The organism is Bosea sp. Tri-49 (assembly GCF_003952665.1).
Lineage (GTDB): Bacteria > Pseudomonadota > Alphaproteobacteria > Rhizobiales > Beijerinckiaceae > Allobosea.
Genome location: NZ_CP017946.1, coordinates 1,676,430 through 1,690,668, shown reverse-complemented (window position 1 = coordinate 1,690,668; position 14,239 = coordinate 1,676,430). Strand labels below are relative to the sequence as shown.

General features: G+C 65.6%; 15 protein-coding genes and 2 tRNA genes. 12 read left to right on the top strand and 5 right to left on the bottom strand.

Going from position 1 to position 14,239, the window contains the following annotated elements:
- Positions 1-98 precede the first annotated feature (98 nt).
- Positions 99-1,937 (bottom strand): hypothetical protein, encoded by a 1,839-nt coding sequence (locus tag BLM15_RS08325; RefSeq protein ID WP_126112100.1) that lies wholly within the window; start codon positions 1,935-1,937, stop codon positions 99-101.
- 284 nt (positions 1,938-2,221) lie between these two features.
- Between BLM15_RS08325 and BLM15_RS08320 the strand changes: the two genes are divergently transcribed.
- The 6 genes from BLM15_RS08320 (at position 2,222) to BLM15_RS08295 (ending at position 5,011) form a co-directional block, all read left to right on the top strand.
- Positions 2,222-2,707 (top strand): DUF192 domain-containing protein, encoded by a 486-nt coding sequence (locus BLM15_RS08320; RefSeq protein WP_206438620.1) that lies wholly within the window; start codon positions 2,222-2,224, stop codon positions 2,705-2,707.
- A 118-nt stretch (positions 2,708-2,825) separates the two neighbouring features.
- Entirely contained in the window at positions 2,826-3,962 is a 1,137-nt protein-coding gene (locus BLM15_RS08315) for a patatin-like phospholipase family protein (RefSeq protein ID WP_164547440.1), read from the top strand.
- A gap of 124 nt (positions 3,963-4,086) precedes the next feature.
- On the top strand, positions 4,087-4,275 hold the full coding sequence (locus BLM15_RS08310; protein ID WP_126112094.1) for a hypothetical protein: 189 nt from the start codon (positions 4,087-4,089) through the stop codon (positions 4,273-4,275).
- A gap of 199 nt (positions 4,276-4,474) precedes the next feature.
- Positions 4,475-4,551: transfer RNA gene (locus BLM15_RS08305), tRNA-Pro, on the top strand.
- Positions 4,552-4,586: 35 nt separating this feature from the next.
- A complete protein-coding gene (locus BLM15_RS08300; RefSeq protein WP_100959032.1) occupies positions 4,587-4,892 on the top strand; it encodes an ETC complex I subunit in 306 nt (101 codons plus the stop codon).
- A 42-nt stretch (positions 4,893-4,934) separates the two neighbouring features.
- Positions 4,935-5,011, top strand: a tRNA-Arg gene (locus BLM15_RS08295).
- A gap of 7 nt (positions 5,012-5,018) precedes the next feature.
- Here BLM15_RS08295 and BLM15_RS31305 read toward each other — a convergent pair.
- Both BLM15_RS31305 and BLM15_RS08290 read right to left on the bottom strand, forming a co-directional pair.
- Positions 5,019-5,186, bottom strand: a complete 168-nt coding sequence (locus tag BLM15_RS31305; protein WP_156412321.1) for a hypothetical protein — start codon at positions 5,184-5,186, stop codon at positions 5,019-5,021.
- A gap of 106 nt (positions 5,187-5,292) precedes the next feature.
- Positions 5,293-5,574 carry a hypothetical protein gene (locus BLM15_RS08290; protein WP_126112092.1) on the bottom strand — a complete coding sequence of 94 codons (282 nt, stop codon included), beginning with the start codon at positions 5,572-5,574 and terminating at the stop codon, positions 5,293-5,295.
- A 220-nt stretch (positions 5,575-5,794) separates the two neighbouring features.
- Between BLM15_RS08290 and BLM15_RS08285 the strand changes: the two genes are divergently transcribed.
- From BLM15_RS08285 to BLM15_RS08275, 3 genes are read left to right on the top strand one after another with little or no spacing between them, the layout of a single operon-like run.
- Positions 5,795-7,483 (top strand): ArnT family glycosyltransferase, encoded by a 1,689-nt coding sequence (locus BLM15_RS08285; RefSeq protein WP_126112090.1) that lies wholly within the window; start codon positions 5,795-5,797, stop codon positions 7,481-7,483.
- Between the two features lie 46 nt (positions 7,484-7,529).
- The gene (locus BLM15_RS08280; protein WP_126112088.1) at positions 7,530-8,303 is read left to right on the top strand and encodes a glycosyltransferase family 2 protein; all 774 of its coding nucleotides are present in this window, start codon (positions 7,530-7,532) and stop codon (positions 8,301-8,303) included.
- Entirely contained in the window at positions 8,303-8,647 is a 345-nt protein-coding gene (locus BLM15_RS08275; protein ID WP_126112086.1) for a lipid-A-disaccharide synthase N-terminal domain-containing protein, read from the top strand. Before BLM15_RS08280 ends, BLM15_RS08275 begins: the two co-directional genes overlap by 1 nt.
- Positions 8,648-8,656: 9 nt before the next feature.
- Here BLM15_RS08275 and BLM15_RS08270 read toward each other — a convergent pair whose 3' ends face one another.
- Positions 8,657-9,367, bottom strand: a complete 711-nt coding sequence (locus BLM15_RS08270) for a transporter substrate-binding domain-containing protein (RefSeq protein WP_126112084.1) — start codon at positions 9,365-9,367, stop codon at positions 8,657-8,659.
- Between the two features lie 9 nt (positions 9,368-9,376).
- Positions 9,377-10,567, bottom strand: a complete 1,191-nt coding sequence (gene metC, locus BLM15_RS08265; RefSeq protein ID WP_126112082.1) for a cystathionine beta-lyase — start codon at positions 10,565-10,567, stop codon at positions 9,377-9,379.
- A gap of 261 nt (positions 10,568-10,828) precedes the next feature.
- Here metC and BLM15_RS08260 point away from each other — a divergent pair, with 261 nt between their 5' ends.
- From BLM15_RS08260 to BLM15_RS08250, 3 genes are all read left to right on the top strand, one after another.
- Complete coding sequence (locus tag BLM15_RS08260; RefSeq protein WP_126112080.1) at positions 10,829-11,854, top strand: amino acid ABC transporter substrate-binding protein; 1,026 nt, start codon at positions 10,829-10,831, stop codon at positions 11,852-11,854.
- 146 nt (positions 11,855-12,000) lie between these two features.
- Positions 12,001-13,020 carry an amino acid ABC transporter substrate-binding protein gene (locus BLM15_RS08255; RefSeq protein WP_126112078.1) on the top strand — a complete coding sequence of 340 codons (1,020 nt, stop codon included), beginning with the start codon at positions 12,001-12,003 and terminating at the stop codon, positions 13,018-13,020.
- A gap of 151 nt (positions 13,021-13,171) precedes the next feature.
- Positions 13,172-14,194, top strand: a complete 1,023-nt coding sequence (locus BLM15_RS08250; RefSeq protein ID WP_126112076.1) for an amino acid ABC transporter substrate-binding protein — start codon at positions 13,172-13,174, stop codon at positions 14,192-14,194.
- The last annotated feature ends 45 nt before the right edge of the window (positions 14,195-14,239 follow it).

Below are 14,239 nucleotides of genomic sequence, written 5' to 3'. Positions count from 1 at the left end.
GTGGGCCGGCGGGCAGGCCGGCCCACCATGTGGCGAGTGTGCCCGGGCGCCAGTCGGCGTCCGGGCTGGAGATGTCGTGCGAGGTCAAGCCGTCCGCCTCACTCAGCGGTGGCCTGGACGTCGATCTTGTCGAAGATCTCGGTCGGGTCGCCGAGCGTGATGACGTCGGCGAGGCCGAGCCCGGTCGCGGTCTTGGCGTTCGCCTTGACGGTCAACGTGCCCGGCTTGGCGACGAAGCGGGCGATGGCGTTCGCCAGCGCCTTGGCGCCATCCGACGGGCCGAGGATGGCAGCGAGGCCGAGGCTCGCCATCATGCCGTATTCGCGCCGGACATCCTCGACCTTGCGCTTCGACTTCTTGGCCTCGTTCTCGATCAGTTTCTCGGCGAGGCCGAGATTCTGCAGCTTGAGCTCGACATTCTTGGCGGTGGCGCCGAGCAGCGCCACCTGGGCTAGAGCGAGATCGCCGGAGAAAACCTCCTTGCCGACATTGCCGAGCATGCCGGTAGCGTCGAGCCTGGCCATGCCGGCACCGCCGAGCGAGAGCGTGCGGATCGCGAACTCCTTGCTCGTCTCCTGCCAGGCCAGCGCGAGCTTCGCCGACAGGTCGATATTGCGGTAGCCCATCGCCAGCAGGTCCTTGGCGGCGGGATTGTCGGCGCTCTCGATGATCGGGAAGGTGATCCTGTCGAGCGTCAGCGCCATGTCGGTCGGGATGCCGTTGACCTGCTCGCCGGCCTTGAGTTCGAAGCTGCCGAGACCGACCTGGAGCGGCGCGCCGGCCGGGCGGCCGCGCTTGCCGTCCTGCGGCACGCTCATCTGCACGCCATTCATCTTGACCGTGCCGAGCTTCGGGATGAAGCGGCGGAAATCGAGCGTCTTGAGGTCGACGGCGGCATCGCCGAGCGCCTTGACCTCGCGCACCACGCCCTCGAACGAGAAACCGGAATAGCCCAGCGACGCGATCGTCCCCTTGGCGCCGCTGCCCTCGAACTGCAGACCCTCGATCACCACGCCGGACTTTTCCGGCGTGGCCTCACCAAAGGCGATCCGCGAGATGCGCATATCGACGGGCTCAGCCTTGGCGCCTGGCTTTGGCGGCGTCTTCAGCGCCATCACGAGGTCGCGGAGTTCGCCGCTGCCATAGTCGACGGCGTCGACGATCTCGGCCATGGCGAGCAGCAGCTTGCGGCTACGCGCTTCGCTGATCGCCGGGTCTTCCTTGCTGTTGAGATCGCGCGAGGCTTTCTCCGATTCCTCGCTCAGCACCGCGACGCGCGTCATCAGCTCGCTTAGCGGCTCGGAGGCGACACGCGCCTTGAAGCCACGCAGCGAGGCCTTGCCCGCCGTCATCTTGCCCTGTTCGCCGAGGTCTAGCGAATAGCCCTCCTGCTCGAGCTTGCCGAGGATCGGCTGCAGCGGCGTCGTTTCGCCCGGCTTGGCCTTCTCGGCGAAGACACGCGCGATCTGCATCAGGTCGAGCGTCTCGAAACTGGTGCGCTTGATCTCGCCATTGATCGGGCCGGTGCTGCCACCCTCGACCTTGATCGTACCGTCGCTCGATTCGCCACGTCCGATCCGGCCTTCGCGAATGTCGGCAAACTTGATGTTGCGATAGGTCGTGACCTGCTTTTGCGGGCCGAAATTCTGCTCCATCACCAGCGTCGGAGCGGTGATCTCGCTGGCATCGAGCTTGCCGAGTCGCGCGATCGCGCTGTCGCCACTGCCCTGGAAGATGGCGAGGAAGCCGTCGCGGTCGAGCGATGTGCCCTTCACCTCGAGCTTGGGGATCGACAGCACGAACTTGCCGAGGTCGAGCTTGACGTTGTCGAGCTGGAGGTCGGCAGCCGAGACGGGGCCGGCCAGGAGGACCAGCATCAGGGCGGTCGTGGACAGCGGCCGGAAGCTGGCGAGGCGTCGGCCGGGCGAAATCGTCATGGTGGTCTCCTGAAGCATGCGTCGAGGCCCACGGGCACGTAGCTTGGGCCAAGCTCCGATTGGCAGCGCCAGAGACGGATTCGCCGAGCGGGCAGCAAATTCGTCCTTGGCCGGAAGTCGGCGCCGACCCTGCCGCAAGGCGATGACGAAAGAAAGATGGCGCGTTCGCCGGCCCGGCGAAATGCTTGACGAAACGGTACCATTCCGTGCCATTGGCCGCAGAACCGCCACGAGGCCGCGGCAAGGCTTGCCTCAGGGTGGCTTGTCTGGCGCGAGGCGCGATGATGTCTGTTGTGGAACGTTTCCTGCGCCTGGCCTTCGTCGTCGCGCTGGCCTTGGGTGTCCTTACGGTCCTGCCGAAACTCGCAGAGGCGCAGAACGCGCCGGCGGGCGGTCTCGAGCCGCTAACCATCGTCTCCGCGTCGGGCCGTCACGCCTTCCAGGTCGAGGTCATGCGTACGCCGGACCAGCGGGCGCGGGGGCTGATGCACCGCCAGTTCATGCCGGCCGATCGCGGCATGCTCTTCGACTTCAAGCAGGTCGAGCCGGTCGCGATGTGGATGCAGAACACCTACATCTCGCTCGACATGCTCTTCATCCGTGCCGACGGCACGGTCGCCCGCATCGCCGAGCGGGCTGAGCCGCTCTCGACCCGGACCATTCCCTCCGGCGAGCCGGTCCTCTCGGTGCTGGAGATCAATGCCGGCATCGCCGAGAAGCTCGGGATCAAGGCAGGCGACAAGGTCGAGCACCCGCTGTTCAAGCGCTGAGCAACCCGGCCCCCTTCCGTCACATCACAGCCGCAATTGCTGCGGACAACCGCTATCCTGACGTTGTCAAGATGATCGTTCTCGGAGGCTGTCAATGGCGGACTGGACGAGACCGTTCTTGCGACGTTCGGTCGTGCTGGCTTTGCTCACCCTCTCCGCCTGCCGCCAGGGCGACATCGTTCTCGATGCCGGCGAGCCAGTCGTCAGCGCCGGGCGCTACGCCTCTACCGCTTCGTCGCCGGCTGAACCGGCCAGGCGGGCGCCGATCCGCAATGTCCTGGTCCTGACCAGCGGGGGCGCCGACGGCGCCTTCGGAGCCGGCGTGCTCCATGCCTGGTCCCAGAGCGGCAAGCGCCCGCTCTTCGATGTCGTCACCGGGACCTCGACAGGCGCGCTGCAGGCGACTGCGGCGTTTCTTGGCCCGGCCTCTGACCATCTGCTGGAGCGGGTCTACACCACGACGCGGACGCGCGACGTCTTTCGTTCCAACGGCTTGAAGACGCTGGTCGGCACCGGCCTTTACGATCCGGCTCCCTTGCGGCGCCTGCTGCTTGAGCTGATCAGCGACGACATGCTGGATCAGGTAGCCGCCGAGCACCGCAAGGGCCGCCGGCTCTATGTCGCGACCACCGACATGACGGCGGGCAAGACCATGTTCTGGGACATGGGTGCGATCGCCGCCTCCGATGAGGATCGGCGCAGCCACTACGTCGACATCCTCGTCGCTTCGGCCGCGGTGCCCGGTCTCGTTGAACCCGTGCGCATTCGCGACCGGCGAAGCGGTGCCGTTTCGGTCCACAGCGACGGCGGCATCAAGGCACCGGTGCCGTTCGAGAACTTCATGCTTGGCAGGGCAGGGCGCGGCAGCACCATATGGGTTCTCGCCAACGGCCATGTCAGCCGGGACGCTGCCATTAGCAGCTCTGCCGTGACGACGCTGGCTTTGGCCCGCCGTGGCGTCTCCCAGCTCATCCGGCAATTGCTTTACAGCTCCGTGAGCGAGGCGCAGAGCAAGGCTGCGGCGGCCGGAGCACATTTTCGGTTGGTCGCGCTGCCCGAGACGGTGCCGGAGGCGAGGGATCCGCTGCGCTTCGATCCTGACGAAATGCGCCCATTGTTCGAGGCGGGGCAGGCAGCAGGCACGCGAATCTTCGGGGCGCCGGCTTCGCCATTATCGCCTGACGCAACCTTGCCGCGGCTCTCAAGTGCGGCTGCGCGCGCGGCATCGGCCGGTCCCGCAGAGCCGGCGCTTTGACCTGAAGTCGCTACCGCGAGCGGGTGGTCGTCCTTGCCACTGGCCAGTCTGCGCTCGCTGCCGGTCGCCTGAGGCCTTCGATACGTCTATGATCGCCCTGTGACGGTAGGACGGAGACCAGAACATGCCGGGAAGTGCTGAGCGGGCGGAGCTGGACGACCGAATCGCAATCGTCCGCAGGAACATCTCGGAGCTGATGGAACAGGCGACCGGAGCATCCGGCGCGGCGGTCGAGGAGAGCCTCGCCAACCGACTCAACGAGCAGCAGGATTTGCTCACCGAACTTCTCCGGAAGCGCGAGGCGTTGGGCTGAGGCGGCTGGAATCGTCGCTTCAGCCGGTTGCCGGCCCGGAAATGGCCGTACAACGAGTGCACAGGAGTTGGCCCAGTGATCCCGTGGGAACTGCGTGTTCCCAAAGCGGACGGTTGGTGATATTGCGTTCCGCATCCGCCGGCTTCGAGATGGGCCGATGGAACCGATTTGCGAGTGATTGATTACACTTGCGAGGCGGCGGGGTATAGCGCAGCCCGGTAGCGCATCTGCTTTGGGAGCAGAGGGTCCCAGGTTCGAATCCTGGTGCCCCGACCAATCTCGACGGGCTTTGCCGGAAGGCGAGGGGAAGCATGACGGCACGCATCTATTCGCCGGCGCGCAACGCGATGCAGTCGGGCACCGCCAAAACCGGCCGCTGGCTGCTGGAATATGAGCCCGAGCGGCCGCGCGAGATCGAGCCGCTGATGGGCTGGACCTCGTCCGGCGACATGAAGAGCCAGCTCAGGCTCTGGTTCGACACGGCCGAGGAGGCCGTCGCCTATGCGACGCGCAACGGCATCGCCTATCGTCTGGAACAGCCGCATCAGGCCAAGCGCCGCGCCATGACCTACTCGGACAATTTCAAGTTCAACCGCGTCGGCCAGTGGACGCATTGAAACTAAACTGAACCGGCGGATCCATGCCCGCCGTTTCCGTCAGGGCCCGTAGCTCAGCTGGATAGAGCAGCAGCCTTCTAAGCTGCTGGTCACAGGTTCGAATCCTGTCGGGCTCGCCACTTTGCCTCACTCCTGCGCTTCGTCGCGTCGCAGCTCGAAGGCCAACATGGCTTCCGCCAGCGCTTCCAGCTCGCGCTCCTTCTCCCTGCTGTCCGGCGCGGCGTTGAGCTCGGTCACGCGCTGCTGGGCCTGCTCGTAGTCCTCGTCGGTGTGAACCGCGATCGGGCTCTTCATGATCCTGTTCCTTTCGGCCTGCACCGACGTTTTTTCGCCGCCAGAGGGGCAACCATTCACCTGAGATGGGGTTCCGACGCTCGGGCCGCCAGCGATGCTGTGATCCTCAGTCCTCGCGCCCCCAATTGCGCAGCTGGCGGATCGTCGGCAGCGGCGGGCGCTGGCGCCAGAGCGTCACAGCGAGGTAGCTGACGAAGCCGATGACGAAGCCGGGGATGGCTGCGCCGAGTGTCACCGTGACCAGCCCCATGGCGCAGCCGCCGGAATCGCCCGGACCGCATTTCGGGTCGAACAGCAGCATCGCCATGACGATGACGAAACCTACGAGCATCGCCAGCAGCATGACGAGGCAACCGATCCAGATCGCCCGCAGCATTATTTTCGTCATCGCGATCTCCTGGCCCTATCGCATGGCAAACGCCGACGCTGCATTGCCCCATCTTGCCGCCGTCGGCGCGAAGTCGTAAACGCCCGGCGGCCGGATCGGCCATGATCGCGCCCGAAAGGCGGGGCATGGCCCGGATGCATCCGGTTTATGAAGCGCCGGTCTCCGATCGCTGCCCGTAACCTCCAAGCTCCAGCCCCTGCCGTGGCTGCAAGGAGTCTCGATGATCTCGCTCGGCTCCGGCCTGGACCGGCTCGCCAATTTCGCCTCCGCGAGTCATTGGCGGGTCTGCCTGCTTCTGGTGCTGCTTTCGCTCGGCGCCTTCCTGCCGGGCTTTACTAGCCTGCAGCCTTTCGATCGCGACGAGCCGCGCTTCGCGCAGGCCAGCAAGCAGATGCTGGAGACGCGCGACTTCGTCGACATCCGCTTCCAGGACGAGGCCAGGCACAAGAAGCCGGTCGGCATCTACTGGCTGCAAGCGGGAAGCGTCGCCATCGGCGAGGCGCTCGGCGTGCCGCAGGCCAGGACCACGATGTGGCTCTACCGTCTGCCGTCGCTGATCGGCGCGATCGCGACCGTGCTCCTGACCTATTGGGCGCTCCTCGCTTTCGTCGGAACGCGCCTGGCCTTGCTCGGCGGCGCCCTGATGGCGGCTGCCGTGTTGCTTGGTGTCGAGGCCCGCTTCGCCAAGACCGATGCCTTGCTCGCTGCCTGCGCCGTCGCGACCATGGGCGCGCTCGCCCGCGCCTGGCTCGACTGGACGCGCTCGCTCGCCTTCGTGCCGAGCCGCCACAACTGGCTGGTGTTCTGGTCGGCGACGGCGCTCGGCTTGCTGCTCAAGGGCCCGATCGTGCCAATGGTCTGGGGCCTGGCGGTGCTCGTTCTCGCCGTCCGCGAGCGCTCGCTGCGCTGGTTCGCCCCGCTCCGGCCCGGGCTCGGCCTGTTGCTTTGCCTCGTCGTTGTGCTGCCCTGGTTCGTCGCCATCGCGGTGAAGACCGGCGGCGACTTCTTCGCCGAGAGCGTTGGCAAGGACATGCTCGCCAAGGTCGGGGAGGGGCAGGAGAAGCATTGGGGTCCGCCCGGACTCTATCTGCTGCTGTTCTTCGGCACCTATTGGCCCTCGGCCGCGCTCGCTGCGATGGCGATCCCGTTCGCCTGGGTGAAGCGGCGTGAGCCGCAGATCCTGTTCCTGCTCGCCTGGATCGTGCCCTCCTGGCTCGTCTTCGAGGCGGTGCCGACCAAGCTGCCTCATTATGTGCTGCCGCTCTATCCGGCAATCACGGCGCTGCTTCTGCTCGCGCTGGTCAATGGCGGCATCAACCGCTTCCGTCGCGGCTCCACCCTGACCGCCTTCCTCGTTGTGCTGGTCCCGGCGGCGCTCGTCGGCGTGTTGCTCTACGGCACCTGGACGCTCGACCGGACTTTACCCTGGCTGGCCCTGCCGGTCCTTGCGCTCGCTCTCTTCGTTACCTTCCGCGGCTTCCTGGCCTTCCGCCGAGGTGCGTTCGAGGGCGCGCTCTGGCGCGGCGTGGTCGCCAGTCTGCTGCTCAGCTTGGGTGTCTTCGGTCTCGCTTCGCCAAGCCTGCGCGGCCTCAAGCTGTCACCGCGGCTGGCGGAAGCGGTGCAGGCCGTGACCTGTCAAAATCCGCAGGTCATGACCGTGGGCTACCGCGAGCCGAGCCTCGTCTTCCTGGTCGGCACCGATCTGCGCATGGGCGCCGACGGGAGTGTCGCGGCGACCTTCTTGCGCGAACCCGGCTGCCGTGTCGCGCTGGTCGAGGGCCGTTTCCTCGACGGCTTCCGCCAGACGCTTGCCGCGTCGGGACTGGCGCCTCGGCTCCTGACCACGATCTCCGGCTTCAACCTGAACGGCGGCAAGCGCCTCGACATCAGCGTCTTTGTCCGCGAGTGATCGACGCTTGCTCCGCCGTGGCGGTTGACGCAGTTTGCGCGCCGCAATGCAGAAAGACTTGGAATCCGTGACCGAACCTGTGCCTTCAACCGGCCAGCCCCGCCTCAGCATCGTCGTGCCGGTGCGCAACGAACAGGGCAATCTCGCGCCGCTCATCCGCGACATCGAGACCGCTTGCGCCGATCTCGGCGTCTTCGAGCTGATCTATGTCGATGACGGTTCGAGCGACGGCACCGCCGCCGCGCTCGCCGAACTCGCCGCGACGCGACCCTGGCTGCGGATCGTCCGCCACGCGCAGTCCTGCGGCCAGTCGGCGGCGGTGCGCAGCGGGGTGAGGGCGGCGACCGCCCCGATCGTCGCGACCCTCGATGGCGACGGCCAGAACGATCCCTCCTTCATCCCGGCGATGCTGGCCCAGCTCGAGGCTGCAGGCACCTCGGCAGGCCTCGTTCAGGGCCAGCGTGTCGGCCGCAAGGACACTGGCTTCAAGCGCATGCAGTCGCGCATCGCCAACAAGGTTCGCGGTGCTATCCTCCAGGATGCCACGCGCGATACCGGCTGCGGCTTGAAATGCTTCCGGCGCGAGGCCTATCTGGCGCTGCCCTATTTCGACGCGCTGCATCGCTTCATGCCTGCGCTCGTCGTGCGCGAGGGCCTCGCCGTGCTGCATCACGACGTGCGCGACCGCCAACGCCTGACCGGCGTCTCGAATTACGGTTTCTTTGACCGGCTCTGGGTCGGCATTCTCGACCTTGCCGGGGTCTGGTGGCTGATCAGGCGCCGCAAGCGCGTGCCGCAGATCGTGACGGAGGTGCGCTGATGCTCATCGACCTGCAGAACATGATCGGGAATTATTTCCACGACGTCTTCGTCAACAATGTCGACTGGTGGGTCCTGCTCGGCGTGGTCGCGCAGGGCCTGTTCACCATGCGCTTCGTGGTGCAGTGGCTCGCCAGCGAGAAGGCGCAGCGCTCGGTCGTGCCGATGACCTTCTGGTGGTTCTCGATCGGCGGCGGCCTGTTGCTTTTAGTCTACGCGCTCTATCGCCGTGATCCGGTCTTCATCATCGGCCAGGGCTTCGGGGTGTTCGTCTACCTGCGCAACCTGCAATTCGTGCTGCGGGCGAGGGCGCGCGGCGAGGACACGAATTCCGCGCCGGGCTGAAGCAGGATCTCAGTACTCGCCGGCCGGGAAACCGTGGCGCGCCATCATGGCGCGATGCCAGAGGCTGCCGATCAGGCCCGTGAGCGCTCCATCGAACCGCTCCCGCAGAGCGGCATGCTGCTTGCCGAAAGCGAAGGCTCCCGCGGCCGGGCTACCCTCGTCGGCCGCCACGGTGACCACGGCCAGCTTATCGTCGGGCTGACGGGCGAGATAGCCGCGATGCGCCATGGCGACGCTGGCATAGGCGTCGGCGTCGCCGTTCCTGACCGTAGCCACGGCCTCTTCCTGTGTCGCCACACGGATAACCCGCTCCGCAGCGATACCGGCGGCGAGCCCGGCCTGCTCCTGGACTTGCCCGCCTACGACCACCAAGCGGGTGGCGGTGCTGGCGACGGCGCGGTAGCCGGTCAGCCGCTCCCGATCGGCAGACCGCACCAGCAGGCCGTCGGCCAGCGCCCAGACCGGCTGGCTGAAGTCGACCAGCTTTTGCCGTTCTGCCGTGACGAAGAGCGGCGTAGTCATCGTCCAGCGCCCGCTGGCGAGGCCGGGCAGCAACTCGGCGAAAGTGGTCAGCCGCTGCTCGAATTCTATGATGCCGAGCGCCTCCAAGGCCGCGGTCACCAGCTCGACGTCACAGCCTTGCGCTGTGCCTCCGGCCGCCGGCCAGCAGAAGGGCGGTTCGTCGAGATAGGCGAAGACGATCGGTCCTTCCGGTATCATGACGAGCGCTCAGCTCGCCGCTCTCAGCCGTGCGAAGCCGGCGTCGAGATCCTCCTTGAGGTCTTCCAGATCCTCGAGGCCGATATGGAAGCGGATCGTCGGTCCCTTGAAGCCGGGCTTGGTCGCGGTGCGGTAGCGGGTGCAGTCGAACGGCAGCACCAGGCTTTCATAGCCGCCCCAGGAGGCGCCCATGCCGAACAGCGTGAGCCCATCGAGCATGGCTGCAACCGCCTTCATCGAGACCGGCTCGAGCTCGATCGAGAACAGCGAACAGGCCCCGGTGAAATCCCGTTTCCAGATGGTATGGCCGGGATCATTCGGCATGGCCGGGTGCAGGACGCGGGCGACCTCGGGCCGCGCGGCCAGCCAGTTCGCCATCTCCAGGCCCGCCGGCTGAAGCTCCTTGAGCCGGATGGCGAGGGTGCGGATGCCGCGCAGCGTCAGATAGGCGTCCTCGGGCGCGATGATCACGCCGAGCGCGTCCCAGGTCCGCTGGAGCTGGCTGTAGAGTTCCGGTGTGCGGGCCGAGACCGTGCCGATCAGCACGTCTGAATGGCCAGCATAGTACTTTGTGCCGGCCTGGACCGAGACGTCGACACCGAAGCTATGCGCATCGAAAAGAAGTGGCGTCGCCCAGGTGTTGTCCATCATCACCATGATGTCGCGGGCATGGGCGGCCGCGACGATCGCCGGGATGTCCTGGACCTCCAGGGTCTGCGATCCCGGCGACTCGGTCCAGACGGCCCGGGTGTTCGGCTTGAACAGCTCGGCGATGCCTTCGCCGATGAGTGGGTCGTAATAGGTGACCTCGACGCCATAGCGCGGCAGCATCCGTTCGCAGAAATTGCGCATCGGATGATAGGCGCTGTCGGTCACGAGAAAGTGGTCGCCGGCGGTCAAGAAGGCGAGGGTGGGCAGGGTGCAGGCGAGCAGGCCGGACGAGCAGGCGAGCACGCCGGCGCCGCCCTCCATCGCGTGGGCCGCGGCAAGCAACGCGTCGATCGTCGGGCTGCCGGCGGTGCCGTAGCTGTAGCGCGCCTTTCGGACCAGGAAATCCGCTGTGTTCGGATAGATCACGGTCGAGCCGCGCACGATCGGCGGATTGACGAAACCGTAGCTGTCGGTGGAATCGCGGCCGGCGAGGACGAGACGGGTCTTCTCGCGCAGGCGCGCGAATTCAGGCTTGGACAGCTTTTTCATGGACCGGAATGATAGGTGCGGGACGGGGCGGGTTGTGGTCGCACTTGACCACCTCCGGAAAGTCGCATGTGATGCCTGCAGTGAAAAGAGGCAGGTGCACGGGGGCCCTTGCTTGACGCTCATGAGCGGCTCTGGCAATCGACCCGGGCCGTGTTTCGCTTAAATTTTCGGCATCGAAACGAGACATCAAGTCGCGACGATGCGGTGACCGGCAGGTTCCGGCCGGCAGACGCCGGCGGGGCAACAATGGGAGAGATCAGAATGAAGAAATTCATGGCAGCCGCTGTCGCCGGCCTCGGCTTCGCGCTGGCAGCGGCGAGCGCGCAGGCGCAGGCGCCTCAAACGCTTGCTCAGGTCAAGAGCCGCGGCATCCTGAACTGCGGCTCCAACACCGGCCTCGCCGGCTTTGGCGTGCCGGATGGCCAGGGCAACTGGGCCGGGCTCGACGTCGATTATTGCCGCGCCATTGCGGCCGCGATCTTCAACGACCCGACCAAGGTGAAGTTCATCCCGCTCTCGGCCAAGGACCGCTTCACGGCCCTGCAGTCGGGCGAGGTCGACGTGCTCGTGCGCAACTCGACCTGGACGATGTCGCGCGACACCGCGCTCGGCCTGCTGTTCACTGGCGTGAACTACTATGACGGCCAGGGCTTCCTGGTCCGCAAGAAGCTCGGCGTGAATTCAGCGCTGCAGCTCAATGGCGCCTCGGTCTGCACCCAGCAAGGCACCACGACCGAACTCAACCTCGCCGACTTCTTCCGCGCCAACAACCTGAAGTACGAGGTCGTCGCTTTCGCCTCGGCCGACGAGACCGTCAAGGCCTATGATTCCGGCCGTTGCGACGCCTTCACCACCGACGCTTCGGGCCTCTATGCGGAACGCCTGAAGCTGACCGCGCCGGACGATCACATGGTCCTGCCCGAGATCATCTCGAAGGAGCCGCTCGGCCCGTCGACCCGCAACAATGACGGGCAGTGGTTCGGCCTGATCAAATGGGTGCACTACGCCATGCTCAACGCCGAGGAACTCGGCGTGACCAAGGCGAACGTCGACGAGATGCTGAAGTCGAGCAACCCCGAGATCAAGCGTCTGCTCGGGACCGAGGGCAAGTTCGGCGAGAGCGTCGGCCTGACCGCCGACTGGGCCTATCGGATCGTCAAGCACGTCGGCAATTACGGCGAGAGCTTCGAGAAGAATGTCGGCCAGGGCTCGCTGCTGAAGATCGCTCGCGGCCAGAACGCGCTGTGGACCAAGGGCGGCCTGCAATACGCGCCGCCGGTTCGCTAAGGAACCATGCGGGGCGGGCGCTTCTAGCGTCCGCCCCGATTCTTTCTAGACTACTGGAAAAAGTGGCTTGCCCGGCCGCGCTTGGTCCGGGATTTGCCAACCTATCGAGAATGGGATGAACCCGTTCCGCCGGACAGGGGAAGTACATGATCAGAGTGATCAGCGCGGCGCTGCTCGTCGTCGCCGCTGCCTTTGGCGTCGCTAGTGCACAGGCGCAACAGACTCTCGCTCAGATCAAGAGCCGCGGGGTCCTGAACTGCGGGTCCAATACCGGCCTGATCGGCTTTGGCGCGCCCGATGCGCAGGGCAACTGGAGCGGCCTCGACGTCGAATATTGCCGCGCCATCGCCGCGACGATCTTCAATGACCCTGCCAAGGTGAAGTTCATTCCGCTCTCGGCCAATGATCGCTTCAGGGCGCTCCTGGCGGGCGACGTCGACGTGCTCGTGCGCAATTCGAGCTGGACCATCACGAACGACACGCCGCCCGGCCTGCTCTTCACCAACGTCAACTATTATGACGGCCAGGGCCTGATGGTGCGCCGCAAGCTCGGGGTGATGTCGGCGATGCAATTGGCCGGCGCTTCGATCTGCGTGCAGCGGGGCACGACGACCGAGCTCAATGTCGTCGACTACTTCAAGACCAATAATCTCAGGCATACGATCGTAGCCTTCGACACCGGCCCGGAAACGCTGAAGGCCTATGATGCCGGTCGCTGCGACGCCTTCACCACGGACGCCTCGTCGCTCTATGCCGAGCGCATGAAGCTGACGGCGCCGGACGACCACATGGTTCTGGTGGAGATCATCTCGAAGGAACCGCTCGGCCCTTTGACGCGCGATAACGACTCGCAATGGTTCAAGCTGGTGCGCTGGGTCCACTTCGCTATGCTGAATGCCGAGGAGCTCGGCGTGACCAAGGCCAATGTCGACCAGATGCGCGGATCGGCCAATCCCGAAATCAGGCGCCTGCTCGGCGTCGATGGCAAGTTCGGCGAGGGCCTCGGCCTGGCCAATGACTGGGCCTACCGGATCGTCAAGCATGTCGGCAATTACGGTGAAAGCTTCGAGCGCACTGTCGGCAGTCGCTCGGTGCTGCGGATGTCGCGCGGCCAGAATGCGCTCTGGACCAAGGGAGGGTTACAGTACGCGCCGCCGATCCGGTGAGCTTCTGGTAATATCTGCGCCTTTCGGGTCGGCGCGATCGTTTGGTCAGTGAAAGAAAGAGGAGAATGCGGCCGGCGGGGACTGGCCTGGAGCTTGCTAGCAAACCGAGAGCGGGGAGAACCCGTTCCGCCAGACAGGGGACAGAACAACCATGAAACAAGTCATTCGGGCGGCGCTCATCGCCGTCACCGCGGCTATATGTGCGAGCGGAGCACAGGCCCAATCGCCCACTCTGGCGCAGGTCAAGAATCGCGGGATCTTGCACTGCGGCTCCGGCACCGGTCTCGCCGGTTTCGGCATCCCTGATCAGCAGGGCAATTGGAGCGGCATGGACGTGGACGTCTGCCGCGCCGTCGCCTCGGCGATCTTCAACGATCCGGCCAAGGTCAAGTTCATTCCGCTCTCGGCCAAGGACCGCTTCACCTCGCTGCAGTCGGGCGAGGTCGATCTTCTATCGCGCACCACGACCTGGACGATCTCGCGGGACACCGCGCTCGGCCTGAACTTCGCCGGCGTCAACTACTATGACGGCCAGGGCTTCATGGTCCGCAAGAAGCTCGGCGTCGATTCCGTGCTGAAGCTCGCCGGCGCCTCGATCTGCACCCAGCAGGGCACCACGACCGAACTCAACCTCGCAGACTATTTCCGCAGCAACAAGATCAAGTACGAGGTCGTCGCCTTCGCCTCCAACCAGGAGACGGTCAAGGCCTATGAGGCCGGCCGCTGCGACGCCTTCACCACCGATGCCTCGGGCCTTTACGCCGAGCGTCTGACGCTTTCGAATCCGGACGATCACATGGTGCTGCCGGAGATCATCTCGAAGGAACCGCTCGGCCCGGTTGTGCGCCATGGCGACGATGTCTGGCTCGATATCGTCAAATGGTCGCTCTTCGCCATGATCAATGCCGAAGAGCTGGGCGTCACCAAGGCGAATGCCGACGAAATGCTCAAATCCGACAACCCGGAGGTCAAGCGTTTCGTCGGGACCGAAGGCAAGTTCGGCGAGCCGATGGGCCTGACCAATGACTGGGCCTATCGGATCGTCAAGCACGTCGGCAACTACGGCGAGAGCTTCGAGCGCAATGTCGGCTCAGGTTCGCTGCTCAAGATCGCGCGTGGCCAGAACGCGCTCTGGACCAAGGGCGGCCTGCAATACGCTCCGCCGATCCGGTGAGGATGCTGATGCGCGGCACTCGTCGCGCATCGGTCATTGAAGCTG

Excerpts from the sequence above, each read along its gene's own strand:
- BLM15_RS08325 (WP_126112100.1), bottom strand. The coding sequence starts at position 1,937 with ATGACGATTTCGCCCGGCCGACGCCTCGCCAGCTTCCGGCCGCTGTCC.
- BLM15_RS31305 (WP_156412321.1), bottom strand. The coding sequence starts at position 5,186 with ATGAAGAGCCCGATCGCGGTTCACACCGACGAGGACTACGAGCAGGCC.
- BLM15_RS08320 (WP_206438620.1), top strand. The coding sequence starts at position 2,222 with ATGTCTGTTGTGGAACGTTTCCTGCGCCTGGCCTTCGTCGTCGCGCTG.
- BLM15_RS08270 (WP_126112084.1), bottom strand. The coding sequence starts at position 9,367 with ATGATACCGGAAGGACCGATCGTCTTCGCCTATCTCGACGAACCGCCC.
- BLM15_RS08285 (WP_126112090.1), top strand. The coding sequence starts at position 5,795 with ATGATCTCGCTCGGCTCCGGCCTGGACCGGCTCGCCAATTTCGCCTCC.
- metC (WP_126112082.1), bottom strand. The coding sequence starts at position 10,567 with ATGAAAAAGCTGTCCAAGCCTGAATTCGCGCGCCTGCGCGAGAAGACC.
- BLM15_RS08275 (WP_126112086.1), top strand. The coding sequence starts at position 8,303 with ATGCTCATCGACCTGCAGAACATGATCGGGAATTATTTCCACGACGTC.
- BLM15_RS08300 (WP_100959032.1), top strand. The coding sequence starts at position 4,587 with ATGACGGCACGCATCTATTCGCCGGCGCGCAACGCGATGCAGTCGGGC.
- BLM15_RS08260 (WP_126112080.1), top strand. The coding sequence starts at position 10,829 with ATGAAGAAATTCATGGCAGCCGCTGTCGCCGGCCTCGGCTTCGCGCTG.
- BLM15_RS08290 (WP_126112092.1), bottom strand. The coding sequence starts at position 5,574 with ATGACGAAAATAATGCTGCGGGCGATCTGGATCGGTTGCCTCGTCATG.
- BLM15_RS08255 (WP_126112078.1), top strand. The coding sequence starts at position 12,001 with ATGATCAGAGTGATCAGCGCGGCGCTGCTCGTCGTCGCCGCTGCCTTT.
- BLM15_RS08280 (WP_126112088.1), top strand. The coding sequence starts at position 7,530 with ATGCAGAAAGACTTGGAATCCGTGACCGAACCTGTGCCTTCAACCGGC.
- BLM15_RS08250 (WP_126112076.1), top strand. The coding sequence starts at position 13,172 with ATGAAACAAGTCATTCGGGCGGCGCTCATCGCCGTCACCGCGGCTATA.
- BLM15_RS08310 (WP_126112094.1), top strand. The coding sequence starts at position 4,087 with ATGCCGGGAAGTGCTGAGCGGGCGGAGCTGGACGACCGAATCGCAATC.